The organism is Streptomyces sp. NPDC045026 (genome assembly GCF_056432625.1).
This window is the reverse complement of record NZ_JBWKIS010000010.1, coordinates 230,640-250,927: the sequence shown is the minus strand read 5'-3', so window position 1 is coordinate 250,927 and position 20,288 is coordinate 230,640. Positions and strand designations below refer to the sequence as shown.

The window sequence follows — 20,288 nt, the reverse complement described above, 5'->3', positions numbered from 1 at the left end:
GACTCGTGGTGGTCGCCATGGGGCGGTTGCCATGGGGCGGTGGAGCCCCCTGCGGATCCCGTGAGGGGGCAACGGGATCCGCAGGGGAGCCGGCTGCCTACTTGGCCGTGGTGCGGGCCGCATCCTCGGAGACCCCTGACGCGGCCTTCTTGATGAGCGCGGCCACCTCGGCGGGCCGGGACACATACACGGCGTGGCTGCCGCCGGTCTCGACCACCGTCGCGCCGGCCCGCTCGGCCATGGCGCGCTGTGCAGGGGGCGGGATCATGTGGTCGTCGGTGGCGACCAGGTAGAAACTCGGCCTGGACCGCCAGGCGGGCTGTCCGACCGTCCCGCCCAACGCGCCCACGCCCCAAGGCACTTGGGAGTCCGCGAGGAACCGGGCCTCGTCGGCGGGCAGGTCCCCGGCGAACGACGCGGCGAACTTCTCCCGGTCCAGGAAGAGGAACCCTTCGCGGGGCGGGAGGATCGGGGGTACGGGGGCTCCGGGCGGAGGGTCGGCGATGAGGGTGTTCACGGACTCGCCCTTGTCGGGCGCGAACGCGGTGACGTACACGAGCGCCGTCACGTTCTCGTGGTTGCCCGCTTCGGAGATCACCGCGCCGCCGTAGGAGTGTCCGACGAGTACGGTCGGGCCGTCCTGAGCGTCGAGTGTCAGGTTGGTCGTGGCGACGTCGCCTTCGAGCGAGAGCGTGGGGTTCTGTACGACGCTCACGTTGTAGCCGTCCGCGCGCAGCAGCTCGTGGACCCCCCTCCAGCCCGATCCGTCGACGAAGCCACCGTGAACGAGAACGACGCTCGTTGCTCGTGTTGCCTTCCTTGCGTGCCCGGCCTGCCCTGCCTCGCCTGTGTGCGCTGTCTGTCCTGCTTCAGGTGTGGTGCTCACGATGTGCCAGCTCCTTCATGCTGTGTGTGCTTGGTCTTGGTGTTGGTCCCGCGCGTTCGCAGAAGTCACGGAAGTCGCGGGAGTCGCCGAAGTCCCCGCGAAAGGGACGGCCCGCGCCGCCCTCAGCCGGGAAAGGCCGTCGCCGGCGCCGTCGCGGCCTGGGCGGCCAGCAGCCGCGCCTGGGCGCGGGCCGGATAGACCTTCGTGAAGACGGCGGGGCCGACGAGACCGGCGACGTGGGCCGCGATGCCCGCCCAGGCGGGGGCGTCCACCGCGCCGCAGACAGCCAGGCTCACGCCGATGAAGGTGAAACCCGAGCCCCAAGCACTGGTGATGTGGTTGTTGACCCGGATGAACTCCGGCATGTCCCAGAACTCGCGGGGTGTCTGCCGCCGCGCGATGCCCAGCGTGAAGGAGCGGCGGATGGCCAGGCTCCCCCAGGCGGTGGCGGCCAGCCAGGCGAAGGATATGACGTCGGTGTGGTCCGCCAGGCCGGAGTCGGGCCTGGAGACGGCGACGGCGCCGACCACGACGAAGTACAGGACGGTGCTGATCTCCAGGATCAGAGCGTCGAGGCCGACCCCGCGACGGCGGTCCTGCAGCAGGAGCAGCAGCCCCGTGACGAGACCCCCGACCGCGCCCCAGCGCCAGTCGAAGGACGACACGACGCCGGCGACGATCCAGGGGATGAATCCGCGCAGATAACCCATTGAAAGTTCCTCGGTGAAAGGGAATCGACGGCTACGGGAGGAGTACGTTCCCGAAGCCGTCGAGTGACCGACACCGACAAGATGCGCGGCGAGTACGGAAGTTCGGAACGGCGCGTGTGACGCTCATCACATGCGCCGTCGGGCTGCTCGGAGTGGGTGCACCGGTCGCGCATGGAGGCCAGCTCTCGGCCTGCGCACCGCTTACGTCACCCGCCCGGTCGGCGCTGCCCTACGGTCACATGACGCTCACGCGCGGGCTCACGACCGAGTCCGGATCTCCCGAGGTCCATACCGTGTCGCAGGAGGTGCAGGCGAATCTGTTGGACAGGCCGTCGGTGTGGCAGCCGCAGCTGGGGCACTGTTCCGTCGTGAAGTAGGCGTTCACGACATACGAGCGTAGTCGCGCACGCCCTTGGTGCTGCCGGCAGTTCGTGCGATTCATGATGTCCGGCGGCTCCGTTGCCGGGCGGATCAGAGGTCCCGGAGCTGACACTTGACGGGCTCGGTCAGTCCAGGGCGAACGGGTCCTTCGCCGGTGGCAGCGTGTGCTGATCGAACGCCCCCTCCGGCGGCTGCTCGATCGGCAGCGGCTCCTCCCTCCGGTGGCCTTCGGCGCAACGGGCGAACGGCCCCGTGACCGGGTCCATGAGGGCGCTCAGATGCGGGTCGACGTGATGGACCCACCAGTTCGACATGCCCAAGGCGCCGTCCCAGCGCAGCGTCTCCCAGGCGCGCCACAGGGAGTCCAGCCGGGAATACGCCTGAGCATGTGTGAACCAGCTCGGGCACCACACGCGCCCGGAGTCGGGGGTGGGGCGGGGGACGAGATAGATGAACCGGTCGGCGATGAATTCGGCGACGTTCGGGTAGTACAGCTCTGCCGGGCGGCCGGCGCTCTCCTCATCACGCCGGATGTCCTCGAGCGACTCGGCGCGCTCCTCGTCGGGCAGGGGTGATGTCACGGCGTCATGCTCCTCTTCGCAGCTGTACGTCGGTTGCCTCGGTATGGCGGCCAAGGCGGTCCAGCACCCTGACAAGCGTTTTGAGGGCCCATGCCAGGTCGGCCTGGTGTGTGTTCGGGTCCTCGTCCACCAGGCGGTGGTAGATGCGGGCGGCCCGTCGCGCCGGTTGTTCCGCACGGGCGGCTCGGTCCCAGTCGCGCCGCCCGCACAGGCTCAGCGCTCTGGCCAGCCGGCACAGGACCAGCGCACGCTCGGCCGGCGGCACGCCGGGGCGATCGACGAACGCAAGGCAAACCTCCTCCGCCTGTAGTGCGGTGCGCCAGGCCGCGGCCTCGTCCCCCGTCGAGGCCTGCCCCTCGGCCAGCCTCAGGAGAGCGAAGCACAGGGACCGCTCCTGGCCGGCCCGGTCCCCGACGATCAACTGGCGCCTCAGGCGCACCTCGTGCTCCGCGATACGGACGGAGTCGCGGAAGGAACTGGTCATCAGCAGTGCGCGGGCCAGCTGCGCACACGTGGCGGCCAGGTCCGGCTCGTGCCTGGCGTCGCTCGCCGACAGCTGTACGCGCAGCTCGTACGCCTCCCGCAGCGAGGAAACCGACCGGTCGGCCGTCGCCCAGGACGTGGCGTAGCTCGTGCCGAGGTCGTGCAGGCACCATGCCAGGCCCTCGCGCCCCTCCTCGGTGACATGGGACAGCCGGCGGTAGAGCGGCTGCGCCTGGCGCAGCAGGATGCGCTCCGCGACCGGCCGGTCGTACTTGCGGTACAGGTCGGAGAGGTCGTGGAGGGCGGTCGCGTACCCCACTGTGTAAAGACTGGGGGCGTACTCCCTCAGGCGGCGCCGGACGGCGAGGGCCTCGTTCAGGGCCGCGAGCGCGTCCGCCGAGCGGCCCAGGACGTCGTAGGAGTGGGCGAGTTTGAGAGCTATCCCGGACTGGTTCTTCAAGTCGCTTGCGCTGAGCGGTAGTTCGGCCCGCTCGTAGGTCGCCAGTGCCTCCTTGAAACCCTCCACCGCCGCCCGGTGCTCGCCCGCGCTCGCCTGGAAGGTGGCGAGCGCGCTCACCGACTGCGCCAGAGCGGGCTCCGGAGTCCCATACGGTTGGCGCGCCAGGGCCCGGCGATGCTCGACGGCCTCTGCGATGGAATCCCGTGCCGCCGCGAACTCCCCCGCGTCGAGCTGCTCCCAGGCGAGGTTGTGCAGCATCTGCGCCAGTGTGGAGCGGTGGACGCCGGGAAGATCCCCGGACAGCGGGCGCAGCAGTCCGATCGCTTCCCGTACCAGCTCCATGGCCTCGCCGGGTGGCCGCGTGGCGTTGCTGTAGTCGACCGCCAGGCCCATCAGCGCGTTCGCCAGGTCGGCGGCGTAGGCGTCGGGGTTCTCCTTCGTCAACCGGCGCGCGGTCTCCGCTGCCTCCTCGCTCAGCGACAACGCCTCCGAATGCCGCTCGAAGCGCCACAGGTTCGCGCCTCGTGCCGTCAGCGCCTTCGTGAGCAGGAGCGGATCCAGATCGGGGTGCCGGGCCACCAGATCGCGCGCGCGCCGGACGGCCTCGTCCGTGTGGTCGTCCGACCTGGCGATCTGGTCGAAGGCAATCGCACTCGGGTCGAGCCGCCACACCACCTGTGACTGGTTGATGAGTGCCCGCACCAGTCCGCGCTCGCGCTTCGCCCAGTCCTCGCCGCCCTGTGCCGCCATTGCGCGGAAGAGACCCAGCGCCTGGTCACCGGCGTCGTGTGCCTCCATCAGGTGCCTGGTCATGCGCCGGGCCAGCGAGAGCACCAACAGCGAGTCGGCCCACTCCGTGCGGTGCGTCGTCGCCCCGTCGTCCGCCAGCGTTGCGCGGATCACGACAGCGTCACCGGCCGCCACCCGGGCTTCCTCCCAGTCGCCGACCGCGAGGTGCCGCTCGGCCAGGTTGTGCAGCGCCCAGGCGCGGCCGCGCAGCGCCTGCGGGCTGTCGCCCGTCGCGCGGCACAGGCGGTTCAGTTCGCGGGCCACATCGAGGGCGTACTCGCACAGCACATGGGACTGTTCCGGCAGTGCGTCGGAGTGTGCGCGCAGCACCGTGACAGTCAGCGGCTCGCCGGTGAGGGCCGGGTTCAGCACTTCGCGGAGCCGGTCGACGACGATGCGGGCCTCGCGCGTGCGGCCCTCGTTGGCATGGGCCACGGCGGACCGGGCCAGTACGGTGAGGGTCTGCACCCGCTGATGGTCCGGGGCTCCGGCGAACAGCCTGCCGAGCAGCCCCGCCTCGTCGATGATCTGCTCGGACGCCTGGTACTCCGCCAGCCGGTCCGGCTCGAGCCCGCCCCAGTGGCGGCCCTCGGGCGGCGGATACAGGTCGCGCAGCCAGTCGGCGATGTCCGCGGTCAGCCACTGCGGTTCGTCGGGCAGCAGGCGGGCGATGATCGCGCGCGCTTCCCGCTCGTCCTGCGCGGGGCACAGCACGGCCGCCGCCACGGCCTGCCCGAGCAGGGGCCGCGCCCGCCGCCCCATGCCCCGTCTCTCGGCGGAATCCTGCCAGTACGTCTGCTCGTGCCACAGGATTTGGGACTCCAATCCGTCCCCGGCCCGCTGAGGAACCCGAACGCGGCGCAGCAGCGCGGCCAGGGCCGCCATCTGAACCGTCAGCGCCGTCTCGACCCGTGGACCCGCCGCGCGGGCCGCGGTCGGGAGGACGTCGGACAGCTGCTGCCAGTCGATGTCCGTCCCCCCGGTCACCTCCGTCAGGCGGCCGGCGAGGTCGCGGGCCGCCGCCAAGAACGCATGCTCCCGGTCCGCGGAACGGGTGCTGAGCGAGTGCAGCCGGGTCTCGGGGAGGGCGCCGGTCGCCCTGGTCCGCCAGGAACCGAGCGATTGGGCGAGCAGCAACAGGCGCACCGGATGCCTGGCTTCCTCGGTCTGCTCCCGCAGCTCCCTGACCAGCTCGGGCCGGGTCTCCGCGTAGTCGACGACGAGGAGCAGCGGATGCTGCACGGTGCGCAGCGCCTCCAGGTCGCGCGGCGTGTGGCGGACCTGTCCGGCCACCCAGCCGCGGTTCCGCAGCCGTTCCATCACCTGCCGCGCCAGCCGGGTCTTGCCCTGCCCGCCGGGGGCGGTGAGGACACGGACGGCGGGGGCGCCGTCCGAATCCGCCAGACACCACTGCTCCAGGTCCGCGAGGGTGTCCTCCCTGCCGTGGAACGACACCACCTCGGCGTCGGCCCGCAACAGCATGGTGGGGGACGCCACCTCACGTTTGGGCAGCGCGGATTCCAACAGGCCTGCCAGCTCGGCCGGTTCGGGCTGCGGATCAACGGAGGTCACCTCGCGCACCACCGCGCGGAAGTCGTCGCAGGCCAGCAGGTCCTCGCTGCGGGTGTACGTCAGCCGCGTGCCCTGGCGCGGCCGGCGGTCCGCACGCACGACGCCGAGCAGCAGCTTCCCGCGTTCCCGGAAGAGGGCCGCGCCCGACATCCCGGACCATGGGGTGAGTTGCGCGGCGGTCCCGTGGTCGAGCCCCGCGGTGGCGAATCCCAACAGACCTGCGTCGTCGATGATTTCGGAGGTCCTGCCACCGTGCGGCCTGACCCGGCCGACGAGTGTCTCGCGGTTGCGTCCGCCGTCCTCGCTTCGCTGCTGGCGGGGGAATCCCGTGGCAGTGACCCGCATCTCGGAACCGGCCGTCACGCACCAGCCCCAGCGTTGCGGGCGTCGGCCGAGGGCGCCGCGCAGCGTGGCAGGCGTCGGCCATTCCTGGTCATCGGCCGGGATCTCCAACAGGGCGGCGTCCACGGCCTCGTCATGCCGGCGCCACCGCACCACCACCGGGAACGGCGCCGCCGACTCGCCCAGCGCCACAGTGATCTTTGCCTGCCTGTCCGGCGGCGGGAGCAGATGCGCGGCGGTCAGGACGAGCCGCGGCGCGATGAGGTAGCCGCTGCCGATGCCCGCGCTGCGGACGAGAACGACCTGCTCCACCTCCATCAGCCCACCGCCGCGCTAGTCGATGTCGCCCACGGCGAAGTCTCCGCCGCCACGGCGCTCCGGGTTCAGCCGCAGCGTCACGCGCTGAGCGGACCGCGTCGACCGCTCCTGCCGGCCGTTGGCCTCCACGACGCCGAACCGCAGCGCCCCGCCGCCGTCTCGCCTGCGCACCAGCTCGATCTCGAACTCCGCGGTGATCTCGCCCAGCACGAACTGCAACTCTGAGCGCTGGCCCCGGCGTTGAGCCTCCGACAGCTGGGATCGCAACACCTCGATGGCGTCAGCCAGGTCCAACCAGTCCTCGTCGTGCCCTCTGCTCGCCACGCTCACCCCTCGTCACGACTTCAGCATGGGCACCCATTCTAGTGATCCTGAGTCACTCTCACCGCTGCGATCCGCCATCCCGCACAAAACGCAGATGCTGATCCGGGGAACGCCTCACTGCGGCGTGGACGGGGGTCATGCCGGGCGCGACCCTCTTCGAAGAAGGCGCAGACACCACAACTCACCTTTCGTGCACGACCTCGAGAACGGCACGCAGCGCGTTCGGGCGACGCTCGACGGGCTCGTGGTCCACCAGATGGACCTGGCAGCCGAGCGCGGCGGCCCCGACGTCCGCGACGCGGTCGTCGCCGACCATGAGGACTTCGCGGGGCGGCAGCCCGAGCTTGTCGCAGGCCGCTCGGAAGAGCTCCGGATCCGGCTTCTGAACCCCGTGTTCGAAGGAGAGGACGTAGGCGTCGACGAGGCCGTGGACACCGTGTTCGCGGAAGACGGGGCGCAGGTCCCAGCCGATGTTGCTCACCACGGCGACCGGCACGCCTCGCCCACGCAGGGCACGGAGCGTGGCCTCGGCGTCGGGGTAGGGGCGCCATGCCGCGGGAGTGCGGTGTCGGTCGTACAGCGCGTCGGCCAGCTCCACCGACGGGAGCGACGCCTCCCGCGCGAGAGCGGTGTACGCGGCACGGTGTCGCTCGGCGCTCAGGTCGCGCTCCCGCCACAGCGTGTCGAGGTGCGCCGGCAGCGCGCGCGGCGGAGGCCCTCCGGGCAAGGCTCCCGCCTCCGCCAACCGACCGGCACATGCTGCGAGTTCGTCCTCTGACATGTCGAGTCCGGCCTCCGAGACGACGGCTCCCAGCCAGTGTGAGACCGACTCGATGTGGAAGAGGGTCCCGGAGAAGTCGAACATCACGCCTTTGATCATGCCGGCGATCCTCGCCTCCTCCACCAGCGGTGCGCAAGCCCGAGAGCCCGCCAGGAAGTGGACGACGCCGTCGGCGTCCGCGTCACGGCTTCCGGTACGTCACCAGCGGTGTGGCGTCACCGAGGTTCCTGAGCTCCATCGGGCCGTCGGGGGTCTCCACCACGTACTCGGAATTGAACTCCTCGGGCGGGCAGTACGTGGTCTTCTCGCCCTCCAGGACCTTGGCTCCCCTGGGCTGCACCCTGTCTTCCCAGATGTTGATCACGTCCATGCGGACCCGGCACGTGGGGCCCTTGAGCGTCTCGACCGTGGCCGAGGCGGGCACGTTGAGCTCGCTCTGCCGGAAGGTCACCTCGTGGCTGCCGTCCTCGGCCCGCCAGGTGCCGAGGAAGCGTTCACCGAGCTTCTTGTACGTGGTCGCGACCTCGCCGAAGCCCTTGCCTGCGCGCCAGCCGAGTGTCGTCGTGCCGGCCGATGACTTGGACGAGAACGTCGCCGACCTCCCGTCGCGTGCGATGTCGACCCGGTCCCAGCCGTCCCAGTCCTTGGTGAGGTGGGTGTCCCACTTCCCGAGTCCGCCGGTGCCGACGGCGGCGACGCTCTCCGTCGGCGGCTCGCCGTCCCGGCAGTACGGTCCGAAGTTGGCGCGCACGGTGACGGTGGCGCGAAGTGCCTTCAGGTCGATGCCCCGGCAGGGATCGGTCTTGGTGGCGTATACCGTCTTCGACCTGGACCAGGCCTTGCCGTTGGCGCTCCGGTGCCGTTCGAGCAGGCCCGTACCGGCCTGGTAGCGCAGGGAGACCCGGCGTCCGTCGGACAGTTCGACGACCGCCTCGTCGTCGGTGTCCTTGACGACCCGTGCCACTCCGGTCGGCGCGGCCGCGGCGTCGACCTGACAGGCGGTGATGCCGGCTGTGACCAACAGCACGGCCCCTGCGATCCCGAAGACAGACTCGCGTTGCATATGACGTCCTTCAAGCATCGAAATGAACTCTCGGACAACTGACGCACGCCGAGCCAGGATCGTTGCACGGAAGGCGAAATTCCGCAGCCACCCTCAGTGCATCATCACCGCCTGCCGCCGAACTGCCAGTTGTGGACCTCGACTTCTGCGTAGAGGCCAACGGTCAGAACGGCGCATGCCGCGTCCGGGTCCGGTGCCCGGACCAGCGCCGCCGTACCCAGCCAGGCGGCACCGTCGTCGGACAGCAGAGGCCCGTACGCGATCAAGTCGTCCTGACCGGCGGGCACATCGAGGTCGGCGGCCTGCCCCGCGCCGAGGCCGAGCACGAGGTATCGGTTGCCTTCGGTCGGGCCACCGGGGTAGTCCCACATGGTGCGCCCCAGCGTGTTGCGCCACCGGCGCAGCATCACGTCCCGGTACACACCGGCCTGGTAGCCGGGTTCGTCGAAGGCGAACGCGCGCGCCGCCGCGGTATCCGGCAGGTCGACCATGTGCACACTGCCCGTGGGCTCTTCACCGTCGCTGCTGAGGGTCGGGCCGCGAGCGATCATCTCTTTGCCGTACTGGTCCATGTAGGACCAGTGGTCTTCCAACAGCTCCTGGCGCAGCGCCAGGGAGCCGAGACGATCGCGGTGGTAACAGAAGAATTCCATGCGCACACTCTCCACCACCGGCTGGGCGGCCGGCCCGGCGGTGGTCCGCAGACACCACCGGGGCCAGGCACATGCAGGATCTTCCGTCCTGCCCGAGTTATCCGAACTGGCCGGGCTGGTAGTCGCCGGCCGGCGTCTGGAGAATGACGTTCCCTCGGTTGAACGTGTTGATGAGGGCGATCTGCGACACCAGGGCGGCGAGCTGGTCCTCGTCGTAGTGCTTGGCGGCATTCGCCCAGGCCTCGTCCGACACGCCTCCGGCCGCGTCCGCGAGGCGGGTGCCCTGCTCGGTCAGCTCCAGCGCCGCGCGCTCGGCGTCGGTGTAGACCGTGGCCTCCCTCCACGCCGCGACCAGGTTCAGGCGCGTCGAGGTCTCACCGGCCGCGGCGGCGTCCTTGGTGTGCATGTCGAGGCAGCCACCGCACCCGTTGATCTGGCTGGCGCGGATCTTCACCAGCTCCAGCGTCGCGTGCGGCACCGACGACTCGGCGAGCACCTGGTTCGCCGCGATGATGTGCTTCCAGAACTTCATGGCGGTCGCGTTGCCGAACATGTCCAAACGGGCGTTCATCGTGAACTCCTCGGTCGTTGCCGATGCCTACACCCCTATGACGGAATGGCTCCGCGTGCTGTGACATGGCCGCATGTGACCTGCGTCTCCATGCCCTGTTCTGCGGGAGTGGCCACCGAAGGCGCGGTCTACGGGATGAGCGTCGCGATGCCGGCGCAGAGCAGGTCGAGGCTGCGGGTGAACTTCTCGTCCGGGTGCTGGGCGGACGCGGCGGCAACCGTCCGGGGGTAGCGCCGCTGAAGATCGGCGATGTCCTCGGCGGTGACGGGCACCGCGGGTGGCTCGCTCTGCTCCTGGAGTACATAGCCGGTGACATGGCTGAGCACCGTGTCGGCAGCGGTGCCGCAGTGCTCCGGCGGGACGCCGGCCTCGGCAAGGGTGTCGAGCAGCCGTTCCATCAGCGAGAGCGCGCCGGGGCTGAGCGTCTTGGGGCTGTCTGCGAGCAGGATCGCCCCGCCGGGGTGCCGCTGGATGCTCTGCCGTACGGCGACGGCCTGCGCCGCGACCCGCGCCTGCCAGCCTTCCTGCCCCGGCAGTTGGGCCAGGGCCGCGGTGCCGACGTCGTAGGCCTGCCGGGCCACGCGGTCGGCCATGAGCTGGAGCAGCGCGGCCTTGTTCGGCACGTGGTAATAGAGGCTGCCGGCGTGTACGCGGAGCCTGTCCGCGACCTGCCGTATGGAGAAGCCGTGGTAGCCGGTCTCGGCGAACACCGCCATCCCCGCGTCGACGATCCGGTCTGCAGTCAGCTTCACGACCGCAGTTTAACGATCCTCAACAGTTTTCAAACACTGTTTGAAAATCGCCGCCGTCGAGCTACTGTCACGATCGACGAATCGACGGGGGAACGAAGGGGGCGGTGACGATGGGCAGCCTGCTGTTCAGCGCGACCACGGCGGCACTGATGGCGCTGATGTTCAACGGTGGCGTGGCTCTGGTCGGTCAGACCACGCTGGGCGGGCGGCGGATCCCATGGGCGGCCGTAGGCCTGACCGGGGTCGCGCTCGCCGGAGTCGTCCTCCAGCTCTGCTGGTCGGGGGCGATGGGGGCGCTCGACGCGGACCCGGCGAAGTCCGGCTGGTGGCGCGTGGTCACCTCGGTCTTCATGCAGAACGGGGGCTTCGGCGGGGCGGCCTGGAACATCGCGACCCTCGCTGCCGTCGGGGCCTTCGCCGAGTGGTTCTGGGGGGCGCCGCTGACGCTCGCCCTGTTCGCCGCGGGCATTCTGCTGCCTGAGCGGATCGACGCGCTGTGGGCCCAGACCTCGCACAGCACCGACCCGCGCAACTTCGCCGGCAGTTCGGGCGCGACGTACTTCCTGGGCGCGACGCTGGCCGCGGCGCTGCTGCTGCACGGCGCTGCGGGCGAGGCACTCGGCAAGGGTTCCCACGGCGCGAACTCCGACACCGCGCCCTCGCCCGAGGAGAGCACGCGCCGCAGTGCCGTCCGCAAGCACCGGCTCCTCGCCCTCGCCGTACCGGCGCTCGGGATGGCGATGTGGTTCACCCAGGAGAACGGCCACGGGCTCGTCGCCTGCTACGGGTTCGCCCTCGGGGCACTCGCCTGGGTCGCGTTCCGCACCGTGCTGCGCCCGGACCGCGACCTGCGGCAGCCGCCGCGCACGACGATGGCCTCGCTGGCCGGGCTCATCGGTGGCCGGACCCGGAGCGCCGCGTAATCGGTCGCCGGACCCGGAGCGCCGCGTAACGGAAGGTCCCGCTCCCGGCCGCGCCTCGGACACGACGTCATATCCAGGCGCTGCCCCCGGCAGTAAGTACCCTGCACGCATGATCAACGGCGCTCACGTCATCATCTACAGCCAGGACGCGGAGGCGGATCGCGCCTTCTTCAGGGATGTCCTGGGGTATCCGCACGTCGATGCCGGCGACGGCTGGCTCATCTTCAAGCTGCCTCCTGCCGAGGTAGCGGTCCACCCCGCCGACGCACCGTCACACGAGTTGTACCTGATGTGCGATGACGTCAATGCGACGGTCGATGAGCTCTCGGCCAAGGGGGTCGAGTGCACCCCGGTCACGAACGCCGGGTGGGGCATCAAGACCGGGATCCGGCTGCCGGGCGGCGGCGAGCTGGGCCTCTACCAACCGCGCCACGAAACGGCCCACCACCTCTGACGAAATCTGACGACCTCAAACGACCTCTCCCGGGCCGGGTCGGCTGCCGGCTGCCCGTCAGGCCCGTGGGATGGCGCGTCCCGTGGGTCGGTACTCCATCACCAGCACCCTGCCGTCCAGGTCGTGATGGCTCAACAGCTCCAGGTCGGCCGACCCCACACCGTCGAACAACGGCTCGCGGCCCGACTCCCCCACGAGCAGCGGAAAGGTCATCAGCCGCAGCCGGTCCACGAGACCCGCGTCGAGGAGTTGCCGGACCACGGACAGACTGCCCATGGTCCGCAGAGGCACATGGCCCTCGCTCTTGAGCCGGGTGACCTCGGCGATCAGGTCGTCATGGCACACGCGCGTGTCCTGCCAGGCGACCGTCTTCAGCGTCGACGAGAAGACGACCTTGTCCACACCGGGCATCGGATCCGCGCCGGCACCACCCGTCTCCCCGGGGAGATCCGCGAGGGCCTCGTAGGTACGCCGCCCCATGAGCACCAGCTGCGGTCCGGCCATCTCCTCGTGGATCCACTCCTCGAGCATGGGTCCGTAGTAGCCGAAGTAGGCGGGCGACGTTGCGCTGCCGGCATACCCGTCAACCGAGACGAACACATCGACGGTGAGTGTCTGCATGGCCATACCTCCGAATGTCTCGCACCTTCCGTGCCACACCCGCTCCCCTCGGCCATGGCCTCCAGCGGAGACGTCGGAGAGACGTAGGACAGACGCCGGAGCGGCATCGCGTGTTTCGACCTGTTCAGCCAATCACGTCGCCCGCTCCTCCGGGTCGCTACGAGCCGCTGTCCGTGGGGCGGCGTGCGATCCAGAGCTGGCGCGTGGAGCGCACCACCAGGTCGTCGCGACGGCGTACGTCCGCCGGACCTTCGTTCAAGAGGGTGTCGAGCGCTTCGAGGTCGGCCGGCTCGATGCGGCCGTCCAGGGCGCCGCGGATACGGCTGAGCGTCCCGTGCGCGTAGAGCCCGGCGCTGCCGCCCGCCGCCGGACGCAGTTCGAGATTCTCTGTGCGCTCGTCCTCAAGGGCGAAGCCGCTCGACGCCAGCAGTGTGCCCCAGTCGGCACCCATGTGGGGCACCTCTTCGGCGTGCAGTGTCGTGAGTGCGTCGCGGCAGCGGCCTTCCAGCCCCGGGCGCTCCGGTACCGCGTCGTCGGCGAGGAACCGCGGCATCCCGTCCAGTTCGGCGACGGCCAGGACCCCGCCCGGACGCAGCGCCTTGAAGACGATGTCGAGGGTCGCGGCGGGGTCGTCCATGTGGTGCATGGAGGCCGAGGCCCACACGAGGTCCGCGTCGGCGACGCCCGGCAGGCCCGTACCGGCGTCCGCTTCCAGCGGCTGGACCCGCGAGGCCAGGTTCTCGGCGGCAGCGGTCCGGGTCAGCAGTTCCAGCATGTGAGCGGAGCTGTCCACGGCCGTCACCTGGGCGGAGGGGAACTGCTTCAGCAAGGCGAACGTCCCCGTGCCGCTCCCGGCACCGAGGTCCACGATCCTCTCGACGTCCCCGGCGGCTTCCGCGATGGAACGCATCGCGGAAGCGAGGTACGGCGCGAACAGATCGGCATCGAGGTCGAGCAGCTCCGCGAGGCCGTCCTGCTCATGGGAAGGAGTGCCGTGGCTGTGGGTGGCGTGGGCGCTGTGGCCTGCGCCATGAGGCCCATGCCCCTGCGGCTGCGGCTGCGGCTGCGGCTGCGGCTGCGGCTGCGGCTGGGAGTGAGCGGGAGAACCGTGCGGTGCGGGTGTGCGGTGCGTCATGACATCGACCGTACGTGCCATTTCGTTCAACGCATAAGCCCTTGCCTATGAAGCAAGAAGATCCGCCGCTCGACGGCCTCCAGCGCAAGGGATCACGGCCTTGCGCGCCGCACGTGGCCGGTCACGCGACGACCCGGCCTCCCCCAGCCGCCTGACACCTCCGGCTCAGACCTGGTACCGGTCCGTCGCGAACAGCTCGATGTTCTCGGCCACCCACTGCGACGTCCGCTTCAGACCGTCCTCCAGGGACACCTCGGGCTGCCACCCCGCCCACTCACGCGCCCGCGCGTTGTCGGAGAGCAGCCGCTCCACCTCGCTGCCGGACGGCCGCAGCCGCGCCGGGTCCACTACCACCTTCGCGTCTCGACCCGATGCGGCGATCAGCGCGGTCGCCAGGTCCCCGATGGAGATCTCCCGCCCGGTGCCGAGATTGACGGACTCGCCGAGCGCCCGGTCGCAGTCCGCGAGGGCGAGGAAGCCGGCCGCGGTGTCCGTGACGTACGTGAAGTCGCGGGTCGGGGTGAGCGACCCGAGCCTGATCTCCGTTGCGCCCGCGTGCAGTTGGGACAGGATCGTGGGTATCACGGCGCGCGCGGACTGCCGCGGACCGTAGGTGTTGAACGGCCGCACCACCGTCACCGGCAGTTCGAAGGCGTGCCAGTGCGACAGCGCCATCATGTCCGCGCCGATCTTGGAGGCGGAGTACGGGGACTGCGGCTGGAGCGGGTGCGTCTCACTGATGGGGGCGGTCAGCGCGGTCCCGTACACCTCGCTGGTGGAGGTGTGCAGCAGGCGGCGTGCGGAGTGGCGGCGGCAGGCCTCGGCGATGTTCTCGGTGCCGACGACGTTCGTCTGGACGTAGGCGCCGGGCGAGTCGTAGCTGTACGGGATGCCGATGAGCGCGGCCAGGTGGAACACGGTGTCGCAGCCGGCCACAGCGTCCATCACGCGGCCCGCGTCGCGCACGTCGCCCGCGATCATCTCGACGGGGCTGTGCGGGTCGCTCAGGTAGCGCGCCAGGTAGCCCTTCTCCGCGTACGGCTTGTAGTGCACCATCGCACGGACCTTCGCGCCACGCTCCACGAGCATGTCGACGAGCGTCGAGCCGATGAACCCCTCGGCGCCCGTGACGAGGACGGTGCGGTCGGCCCAGTGGTTGTCGGTGGTGGTCATGAGGTGAACTCCATTTCGTGGACAGGCGAGTTGGGGGTGGCGGCGAGGCTGATCACCTTCGCGGCGAGCAGGTCGGCCGCGTGCGCATGGTTTCCGGGGTCCGCGGCGCGGCTCATCGCCGCGAGTCGGGACGGGTCGGCGAGCAGCGGCTCGACGAGGACCGCGAGCCGCTCGGCGGTCGTCTCGCCGTCCGGTACGAGGTGGGCGGCGCCCGCGTCGGACAGCACGCGGGCGTTGTGCGTCTGGTGGTCGCCCGGGGCGTGCGGGTACGGCACGAGAACGGCGGGCACGCCGGTGGTGGCGAGTTCGGCGACGGTCGCCGAACCGGCCCGGCAGACGACCAGGTCGGCGACGGCGTACGCCAGGTCCATCCGGTCGAGGTACGGGACGGCCTGCGCGACCGGCGAGTCCCCGAGCCGCCGGCGGGTCTCGTCGAGCGCGGCGGGCCCTGTTTTGATCAGCAGATGGACGTCGGGGCGGTGCCGCCAGCGCGCGGCGAGCCCGAGGGCCGCCTCGGTGAGCCGCGCCGCGCCGAGGCTGCCGCCGTTGAACAGCACGACCCGCGCGCCGTCGGGTATCCCGAAGGCGTGCCGCGCCTCGGCGCGCAGGGCGATCCTGTCGAGGGTGGCGAGCTGCGTGGCGATCGGCATGCCGACGGTGTCGGCGTTCTTGCCACCGGACAGGTGCGTGCGGCTGCGGTCGAAGGCGACCGCGATGTGCGGGGTGAGCCGCGCGGCGAACTGGTTGGCGCGGCCCGGAACCGCGTTGGACTCGTGGATCACGCTCGGCAGCCCGGCCATGCGCGCGCCGACGATGACGGGGGCGCTCGGATAGCCGCCCATGCCGACCGCCACCTGGGCGCCTTGGGCGCGCAGAATGGCGCGGCATTGGGCGCCCGACCTCAGCAGAGCGGCGGGCAGCAGGTAGCGCTTGGCGCCGAGGGCGGGGTCGAAGGGGATCATGTCGACGGTGTGCAGGCGGAACCCGGCGCCCGGGATGAGCTTGGTCTCAAGGCCCCGCTCGGTGCCGACGAAGGAGATCACCGCGTCCGGGGCGGCCCGGCGCAGTGCTTCGGCGAGCGCGAGCCCGGGGTAGATGTGACCGCCGGTGCCGCCCGCACCGATCACGACGGAGATTGGTGTGCGCATGGCGGCCACACTCGTGGAGCGGTCTAAGAGGGTTCTAAGAGTCCCGTTTGGCACTCTTTACGGCATGACCAAGATCCTCGTAGTCGATGACGAGCCGGAAGTGCGGGCGGCCGTCGAGGACGGACTGACCGTCGAGGGATACGAGGTGCGCGGTGCGCGCGACGGCCTCGAGGCGCTCTCCGCGGTCTCGTCCTGGCAACCCGACGCGGTCGTCCTCGACGTGATGATGCCGGTCCTGGACGGGCTCGGCGTGTGCCGTCAGCTGCGGGCGATGGGCGACCGTACTCCCGTACTCGTCCTCACGGCGCTCGACTCGGTGAGTGAGCGCGTCGACGGCCTGGACGCGGGCGCCGACGACTACCTCGTGAAGCCGTTCGCCCTGGACGAATTGGTGGCGCGCGTACGGGCGCTGCTGCGGCGTGCGGCACCGACCCCTACGGAGGACGGGCTGACGTACGCGGACCTGGTCCTCGACCCCGACACCCGTACGGGACGGCGAGCCGGCCGTCCGCTGGAGTTCAGCCGCACCGAGGCGGCACTGCTCGAACTGCTGATGCGCCACCCGGGACAGGTCCTGCCGCGCGAGCTGATCCTGGAACTCGTGTGGGGCCGCGACTTCGGCCCGGACTCCAACTCCCTCGCCGTATACGTCGGTTATCTGCGCCGGAAGCTGGAGGCCGGCGGCGAACCGCGCCTTGTGCACACGGTCCACGGCATCGGCTACCGGCTGGACGTGGCATGAGCGGCGCGCGCAGACTCGGGCGCCGCTGGCGGCGGCACCGGCCGCTGCGCACCCGGCTCGCCGTGGCGGCCTCGGCGGCGGTGGCACTGGTCGCCGTCGGCGTGTGCACGGCGGCGTTCTTCGTGATCCGTTACGAGATGTTCCACCAGCTCGACCTGAATCTGACCCAGTCGGCGACCCGGGTGCTCCAGGAGAACCGGGACGCCGGACCGCAGGTCGTGGCCGGAGAGTGCCGGTTCCTGTCGGCTCCGGCCTGCGCCCAGATCGTGCCGGCCCTGGCGGCCGAGGACCCCGCACACCCCTATCTCCTGCCCGTGTCGGCGCCGGTCCGCGAGGTGGCAACGGGCGATCGGGCCCCCTACTTCAGCAACATCACGCTCTCCGGCAAGCCCATACGGATGCTGACGACCCGCCTCGGCCACGACAAGGCCCTTCAGGTCGCGCTCCGTTCGGACAGCGTCGAGAAGGGCGTACGCCAAGCGGCCGGCCTGCTGGCCGTGATCGGCGCGGCCGGCGTTCTGCTGGCGGCCGGGCTCGGCTACTGGGTGTCCAGGACCGGTCTCGCGCCGGTGGCGCGGCTGACGGCGACCGCCGAGCGCATCGCGTCGACCCGCGACCCGCGCCACCGCATCGAGCTGCCGCCCGGCCCGCCGGGGCGTGAGGACGAGGTGACCCGACTCGCCGCGAGCTTCAACACGATGCTGGGCGAGCTGGAGCAGTCGGTGACGGCACAGCGCCGCCTGGTCGCGGACGCCTCGCACGAGCTGCGCACTCCACTCACCGCGCTGCGTACGAACGCGGAACTCCTCGCCCGCGCCGACCGGTTGACCGATGCACAGCGCGACCGGGCGGCGGGGGCGCTGGCACGGCAGCTGCGCGAAGTGACGGGCCTGGTGAACGACTTGATCGAGCTGGCCAGGGACGAGGAACCCGCGCCGCTCCTCGAAGAGGTACGGATCGCCGCACTCGCCGAACACGCGGTGACGGCGGCCCGCGCCCACTGGCCCACCACCCCCTTCACCCTGGACATCGCCCCGGCTGCCTCCCAGGCCGTACGCCCGGGGGTTCCTGCCCGGCTGACCAGGCTGCTGACGAACTTGCTGGACAATGCGGCGAAGTTCAGCCCGGAAGGGCTGCCGGTGGAGATGGAACTCACCACGTCCCGGCATCCGGGTCCGGGTCCGGGTCCGGGTGAGCGTCTCGAACTGACGGTCCGCGACCACGGGCCCGGCATCACCGCACAGGACCTGCCGTATGTCTTCGACCGCTTTTACCGGGCGGAAACGGCCCGCGCCCTGCCGGGGTCGGGCCTCGGCCTGGCCATGGCCCGCCAGATCGCCCGAGCACACGGCGCCGAGTTGACGGCGGAACAGGCGCAGGGCGGCGGGGCGGTGTTCCGGCTGACGTTCGAGTGAGAGCCGCTTACCGGACCGCGGCCGCGTGACGACGGTGGCAAGGGGGAAGACTGGCTGCCGAGAACCATGCGAGCTGGAACACGGGGGAACTCATGAGCGCGACGGCATCGGCACGGAGGCGGCGAGCAGGGCTTTCGTATCGGCGGGTAGCGGGCCTCGTGCTCGCCGCGCTGGTCACCTCGGCGGTGGGTGGCTGCGACAGTTCGGACCACTCCGGCGAGGCGGCGCCCTCCGCCCCTCAACAGACGTCGAAGACCTCGCCGTCCCAGAAGTCCCCGTCCCCGAAGACTCCGTCCACGCGGCCTTCGTCCGGGCAGCCGTCCGCGTCGGCGGCGGACGGGCGCGACGTCGGCGCCTGCGCGGACGGCAACTGCGAGATCGCGGTATCCAGTCCGGTGACGTTCCGCTTCAAGGGCCCGAACGGTACGGCGACACTGACCGTCACCGAAGTCGGCCCGGACAAGGTCGAGTACACGGTGAAGTCGGGAAACGGCCAGTCCAAGGCCGGCGCGACCGGCCCTGGACAAGGGTGCATCACGGTCCTGCGCAGCAACGGTGGAGGCAACTCCTGCGGTGGCCTGGGGGACGCCACCCGGCCGAGCCCCGAGCCCGACGCAGTGGTGATCCAGGCGGCGACCGGCGAGGACGGCACGGCGATCCTGCACATCGTGTCCGACTGACAGCGATCACGTCACCGGCAGCCCGGCTCCCCGCCACCCCCGTGGGCGGAGAGCCGGACACGACTCCGGCGGTTCCCCCGCCCCCGGTCAGACCGCCAAGCCCTCTGACGCACGGCACGACACGGCGCGCTGCGCGAGCCTGCCCTTCCCTGCCCGTAAGCCCTTGTGCCCCAGACTCCCCCAAGCGTCGTGCAGCGACCTTGATACTTTCTTGCACACGCAAGGAGAGCAGCACCGCATCCCGAGTCGACGGACCGATACCGGTCGGCGAGGGCGCAGGGAGCAAGGGGAAGTATGAGCATCGGCTTCGAGCTCTTGGGCGACGTGGTCATCCGCTCCGGCACATCCGAGATCGTCCCCGGCTCCCCGCGGCAAAGATGTGTCCTCGCTCTTCTGCTCATCGACGCCAACCGGCCCGTGGCCATGGACACGCTCATCGAGCGGGTCTGGGGCGCCACGCCCCCGCGTCAGGCCTCCGCCACGCTGTACAGCTACATCTCCCGGCTCCGCGCCCTACGGGCGACGCCGTCCGAGAAGGAGGCATGGGACATCGCCCGTACTCCGGCCGGCTATCTGCTGCGCACGGACGAGACAAGCGTGGACCTGGTCCTGTTCCGGTCCGAGGTCGACCGGGCGCGAACCATGACGCCCGAGGAGGCGAAGGAGCGGTACGAACGGGCTCTGGCGCTGTGGCGGGGCCGCCCGTTCGCCGGGCTCAAGTCGAACTGGCTGGACGGATACCGCCTCACCCTCGACGCCGAGCATCTGGGTGTCCGTCTCGAGTACAACGAGCTCCTTCTCGACGAGGTTCATGTCCGGCTCAACGCGTACGAGAGCGCCCTGCCGCATTTCGCCGAAGCTCTCGACGGATACCGGCAACTCGGCGACCAGGTCGGCGAGTCCAACATCCTCAACGGCACAGGGTGGGCCCTCGCCCGCCTCGGCCGCTACGCCGAAGGCGCGGATCACTGCCGCCAGGCCCTGCCGCTGCTGCAACACCACGGCGACGGCGAGGGCCAGGCCGCCACCTGGGACACTCTGGGTTACATCGCCCGGCACACCGGAGGAACCGAACGAGCCCTGCACGCATACGGTCAGGCGCTCCTGCACTTCCGGTCCATCGGGAACGCCAACCGAGAAGCTGACACGTGGTCCAAACTCGGCGACCTCCACGCCGAGCGCGACGAAGACGCTCGTGCGCGGGAAGCCTGGACCACCGCCCTGCCCCTCTACCGCAGGCAGGGCCGTTCCGCCGCCGCACACCGCATGACGGCGAAGCTGCCACCCGACCATCCGGGCTGACTGACGGCAAGACGGCCAACACCTCACGA

General features: G+C 70.7%; 20 protein-coding genes. 6 read left to right on the top strand and 14 right to left on the bottom strand.

The annotated features are described in order from the left end of the window. Window positions 1–97: 97 nt before the first annotated feature. The 10 genes from AC07EJ_RS23085 to AC07EJ_RS23040 form a co-directional block, all read right to left on the bottom strand. Entirely contained in the window at window positions 98–886 is a 789-nt protein-coding gene (locus AC07EJ_RS23085) for an alpha/beta hydrolase (RefSeq protein ID WP_389482731.1), read from the bottom strand. 122 nt (window positions 887–1,008) lie between these two features. After that, window positions 1,009–1,596 (bottom strand): hypothetical protein, encoded by a 588-nt coding sequence (locus AC07EJ_RS23080; protein ID WP_389482734.1) that lies wholly within the window; start codon window positions 1,594–1,596, stop codon window positions 1,009–1,011. A 506-nt stretch (window positions 1,597–2,102) separates the two neighbouring features. Beyond that, on the bottom strand, window positions 2,103–2,558 hold the full coding sequence (locus AC07EJ_RS23075) for a DUF4913 domain-containing protein (RefSeq protein ID WP_389482737.1): 456 nt from the start codon (window positions 2,556–2,558) through the stop codon (window positions 2,103–2,105). Between the two features lie 4 nt (window positions 2,559–2,562). Beyond that, window positions 2,563–6,522 carry a trypsin-like peptidase domain-containing protein gene (locus AC07EJ_RS23070; RefSeq protein ID WP_478884848.1) on the bottom strand — a complete coding sequence of 1,320 codons (3,960 nt, stop codon included), beginning with the start codon at window positions 6,520–6,522 and terminating at the stop codon, window positions 2,563–2,565. Between the two features lie 15 nt (window positions 6,523–6,537). Continuing rightward, window positions 6,538–6,846, bottom strand: coding sequence for a trypco2 family protein (locus tag AC07EJ_RS23065; protein ID WP_389482743.1), 309 nt, complete (start codon window positions 6,844–6,846; stop codon window positions 6,538–6,540). 181 nt (window positions 6,847–7,027) lie between these two features. Continuing rightward, on the bottom strand, window positions 7,028–7,726 hold the full coding sequence (locus AC07EJ_RS23060) for an HAD family hydrolase (RefSeq protein WP_389482746.1): 699 nt from the start codon (window positions 7,724–7,726) through the stop codon (window positions 7,028–7,030). Between the two features lie 82 nt (window positions 7,727–7,808). Beyond that, on the bottom strand, window positions 7,809–8,690 hold the full coding sequence (locus tag AC07EJ_RS23055; RefSeq protein WP_389482748.1) for a hypothetical protein: 882 nt from the start codon (window positions 8,688–8,690) through the stop codon (window positions 7,809–7,811). Between the two features lie 104 nt (window positions 8,691–8,794). Beyond that, a complete protein-coding gene (locus tag AC07EJ_RS23050; protein ID WP_389482751.1) occupies window positions 8,795–9,343 on the bottom strand; it encodes a YciI family protein in 549 nt (182 codons plus the stop codon). A 97-nt stretch (window positions 9,344–9,440) separates the two neighbouring features. Further along, the gene (locus tag AC07EJ_RS23045; protein WP_389482753.1) at window positions 9,441–9,914 is read right to left on the bottom strand and encodes a carboxymuconolactone decarboxylase family protein; all 474 of its coding nucleotides are present in this window, start codon (window positions 9,912–9,914) and stop codon (window positions 9,441–9,443) included. A gap of 128 nt (window positions 9,915–10,042) precedes the next feature. Continuing rightward, window positions 10,043–10,666 carry a TetR/AcrR family transcriptional regulator gene (locus AC07EJ_RS23040; RefSeq protein ID WP_389482756.1) on the bottom strand — a complete coding sequence of 208 codons (624 nt, stop codon included), beginning with the start codon at window positions 10,664–10,666 and terminating at the stop codon, window positions 10,043–10,045. A 110-nt stretch (window positions 10,667–10,776) separates the two neighbouring features. Here AC07EJ_RS23040 and AC07EJ_RS23035 point away from each other — a divergent pair, with 110 nt between their 5' ends. Together AC07EJ_RS23035 and AC07EJ_RS23030 are read left to right on the top strand one after the other, a co-directional pair. Then, complete coding sequence (locus AC07EJ_RS23035) at window positions 10,777–11,589, top strand: hypothetical protein (protein WP_478884873.1); 813 nt, start codon at window positions 10,777–10,779, stop codon at window positions 11,587–11,589. Between the two features lie 109 nt (window positions 11,590–11,698). After that, window positions 11,699–12,043 (top strand): VOC family protein, encoded by a 345-nt coding sequence (locus AC07EJ_RS23030; protein ID WP_389482758.1) that lies wholly within the window; start codon window positions 11,699–11,701, stop codon window positions 12,041–12,043. A 57-nt stretch (window positions 12,044–12,100) separates the two neighbouring features. Here the strand turns inward: AC07EJ_RS23030 and AC07EJ_RS23025 are convergent, their stop codons facing one another. The 4 genes from AC07EJ_RS23025 to AC07EJ_RS23010 all read right to left on the bottom strand — a co-directional run bounded on the left by AC07EJ_RS23025 (window position 12,101) and on the right by AC07EJ_RS23010 (window position 16,120). Next, complete coding sequence (locus AC07EJ_RS23025; RefSeq protein WP_389482760.1) at window positions 12,101–12,670, bottom strand: dihydrofolate reductase family protein; 570 nt, start codon at window positions 12,668–12,670, stop codon at window positions 12,101–12,103. Window positions 12,671–12,821: 151 nt separating this feature from the next. Next, complete coding sequence (locus AC07EJ_RS23020; RefSeq protein WP_478884847.1) at window positions 12,822–13,799, bottom strand: class I SAM-dependent methyltransferase; 978 nt, start codon at window positions 13,797–13,799, stop codon at window positions 12,822–12,824. A gap of 165 nt (window positions 13,800–13,964) precedes the next feature. Beyond that, window positions 13,965–14,972, bottom strand: a complete 1,008-nt coding sequence (locus AC07EJ_RS23015) for a GDP-mannose 4,6-dehydratase (RefSeq protein ID WP_478884846.1) — start codon at window positions 14,970–14,972, stop codon at window positions 13,965–13,967. Beyond that, window positions 14,969–16,120, bottom strand: coding sequence for a UDP-N-acetylglucosamine--N-acetylmuramyl-(pentapeptide) pyrophosphoryl-undecaprenol N-acetylglucosamine transferase (locus AC07EJ_RS23010; RefSeq protein WP_478884845.1), 1,152 nt, complete (start codon window positions 16,118–16,120; stop codon window positions 14,969–14,971). Before AC07EJ_RS23010 ends, AC07EJ_RS23015 begins: the two co-directional genes overlap by 4 nt. Window positions 16,121–16,184: 64 nt before the next feature. Here AC07EJ_RS23010 and AC07EJ_RS23005 point away from each other — a divergent pair, with 64 nt between their 5' ends. The 4 genes from AC07EJ_RS23005 to AC07EJ_RS22990 all read left to right on the top strand — a co-directional run bounded on the left by AC07EJ_RS23005 (window position 16,185) and on the right by AC07EJ_RS22990 (window position 20,259). Continuing rightward, on the top strand, window positions 16,185–16,862 hold the full coding sequence (locus AC07EJ_RS23005; protein WP_389482770.1) for a response regulator transcription factor: 678 nt from the start codon (window positions 16,185–16,187) through the stop codon (window positions 16,860–16,862). Beyond that, window positions 16,859–18,277, top strand: coding sequence for a sensor histidine kinase (locus tag AC07EJ_RS23000; RefSeq protein ID WP_478884844.1), 1,419 nt, complete (start codon window positions 16,859–16,861; stop codon window positions 18,275–18,277). Before AC07EJ_RS23005 ends, AC07EJ_RS23000 begins: the two co-directional genes overlap by 4 nt. A 158-nt stretch (window positions 18,278–18,435) precedes the next feature. Continuing rightward, complete coding sequence (locus AC07EJ_RS22995; protein ID WP_478884843.1) at window positions 18,436–18,957, top strand: hypothetical protein; 522 nt, start codon at window positions 18,436–18,438, stop codon at window positions 18,955–18,957. Window positions 18,958–19,251: 294 nt separating this feature from the next. Continuing rightward, window positions 19,252–20,259: a winged helix-turn-helix domain-containing protein gene (locus AC07EJ_RS22990; protein WP_478884842.1), complete on the top strand. Its 1,008-nt coding sequence runs from the start codon at window positions 19,252–19,254 to the stop codon at window positions 20,257–20,259. Window positions 20,260–20,288: the final 29 nt, after the last annotated feature.

Bases quoted from the DNA above. Each gene is read 5' to 3' on its own strand.
- AC07EJ_RS23020 (WP_478884847.1), bottom strand. From the start codon at position 13,799: ATGACGCACCGCACACCCGCACCGCACGGTTCTCCCGCTCACTCCCAG.
- AC07EJ_RS22990 (WP_478884842.1), top strand. From the start codon at position 19,252: ATGAGCATCGGCTTCGAGCTCTTGGGCGACGTGGTCATCCGCTCCGGC.
- AC07EJ_RS23000 (WP_478884844.1), top strand. From the start codon at position 16,859: ATGAGCGGCGCGCGCAGACTCGGGCGCCGCTGGCGGCGGCACCGGCCG.
- AC07EJ_RS23015 (WP_478884846.1), bottom strand. From the start codon at position 14,972: ATGACCACCACCGACAACCACTGGGCCGACCGCACCGTCCTCGTCACG.
- AC07EJ_RS23035 (WP_478884873.1), top strand. From the start codon at position 10,777: ATGGGCAGCCTGCTGTTCAGCGCGACCACGGCGGCACTGATGGCGCTG.
- AC07EJ_RS23045 (WP_389482753.1), bottom strand. From the start codon at position 9,914: ATGAACGCCCGTTTGGACATGTTCGGCAACGCGACCGCCATGAAGTTC.
- AC07EJ_RS23060 (WP_389482746.1), bottom strand. From the start codon at position 7,726: ATGATCAAAGGCGTGATGTTCGACTTCTCCGGGACCCTCTTCCACATC.
- AC07EJ_RS23005 (WP_389482770.1), top strand. From the start codon at position 16,185: ATGACCAAGATCCTCGTAGTCGATGACGAGCCGGAAGTGCGGGCGGCC.
- AC07EJ_RS23030 (WP_389482758.1), top strand. From the start codon at position 11,699: ATGATCAACGGCGCTCACGTCATCATCTACAGCCAGGACGCGGAGGCG.
- AC07EJ_RS23055 (WP_389482748.1), bottom strand. From the start codon at position 8,690: ATGCAACGCGAGTCTGTCTTCGGGATCGCAGGGGCCGTGCTGTTGGTC.
- AC07EJ_RS23025 (WP_389482760.1), bottom strand. From the start codon at position 12,670: ATGGCCATGCAGACACTCACCGTCGATGTGTTCGTCTCGGTTGACGGG.
- AC07EJ_RS23010 (WP_478884845.1), bottom strand. From the start codon at position 16,120: ATGCGCACACCAATCTCCGTCGTGATCGGTGCGGGCGGCACCGGCGGT.
- AC07EJ_RS23050 (WP_389482751.1), bottom strand. From the start codon at position 9,343: ATGGAATTCTTCTGTTACCACCGCGATCGTCTCGGCTCCCTGGCGCTG.
- AC07EJ_RS23070 (WP_478884848.1), bottom strand. From the start codon at position 6,522: ATGGAGGTGGAGCAGGTCGTTCTCGTCCGCAGCGCGGGCATCGGCAGC.
- AC07EJ_RS23080 (WP_389482734.1), bottom strand. From the start codon at position 1,596: ATGGGTTATCTGCGCGGATTCATCCCCTGGATCGTCGCCGGCGTCGTG.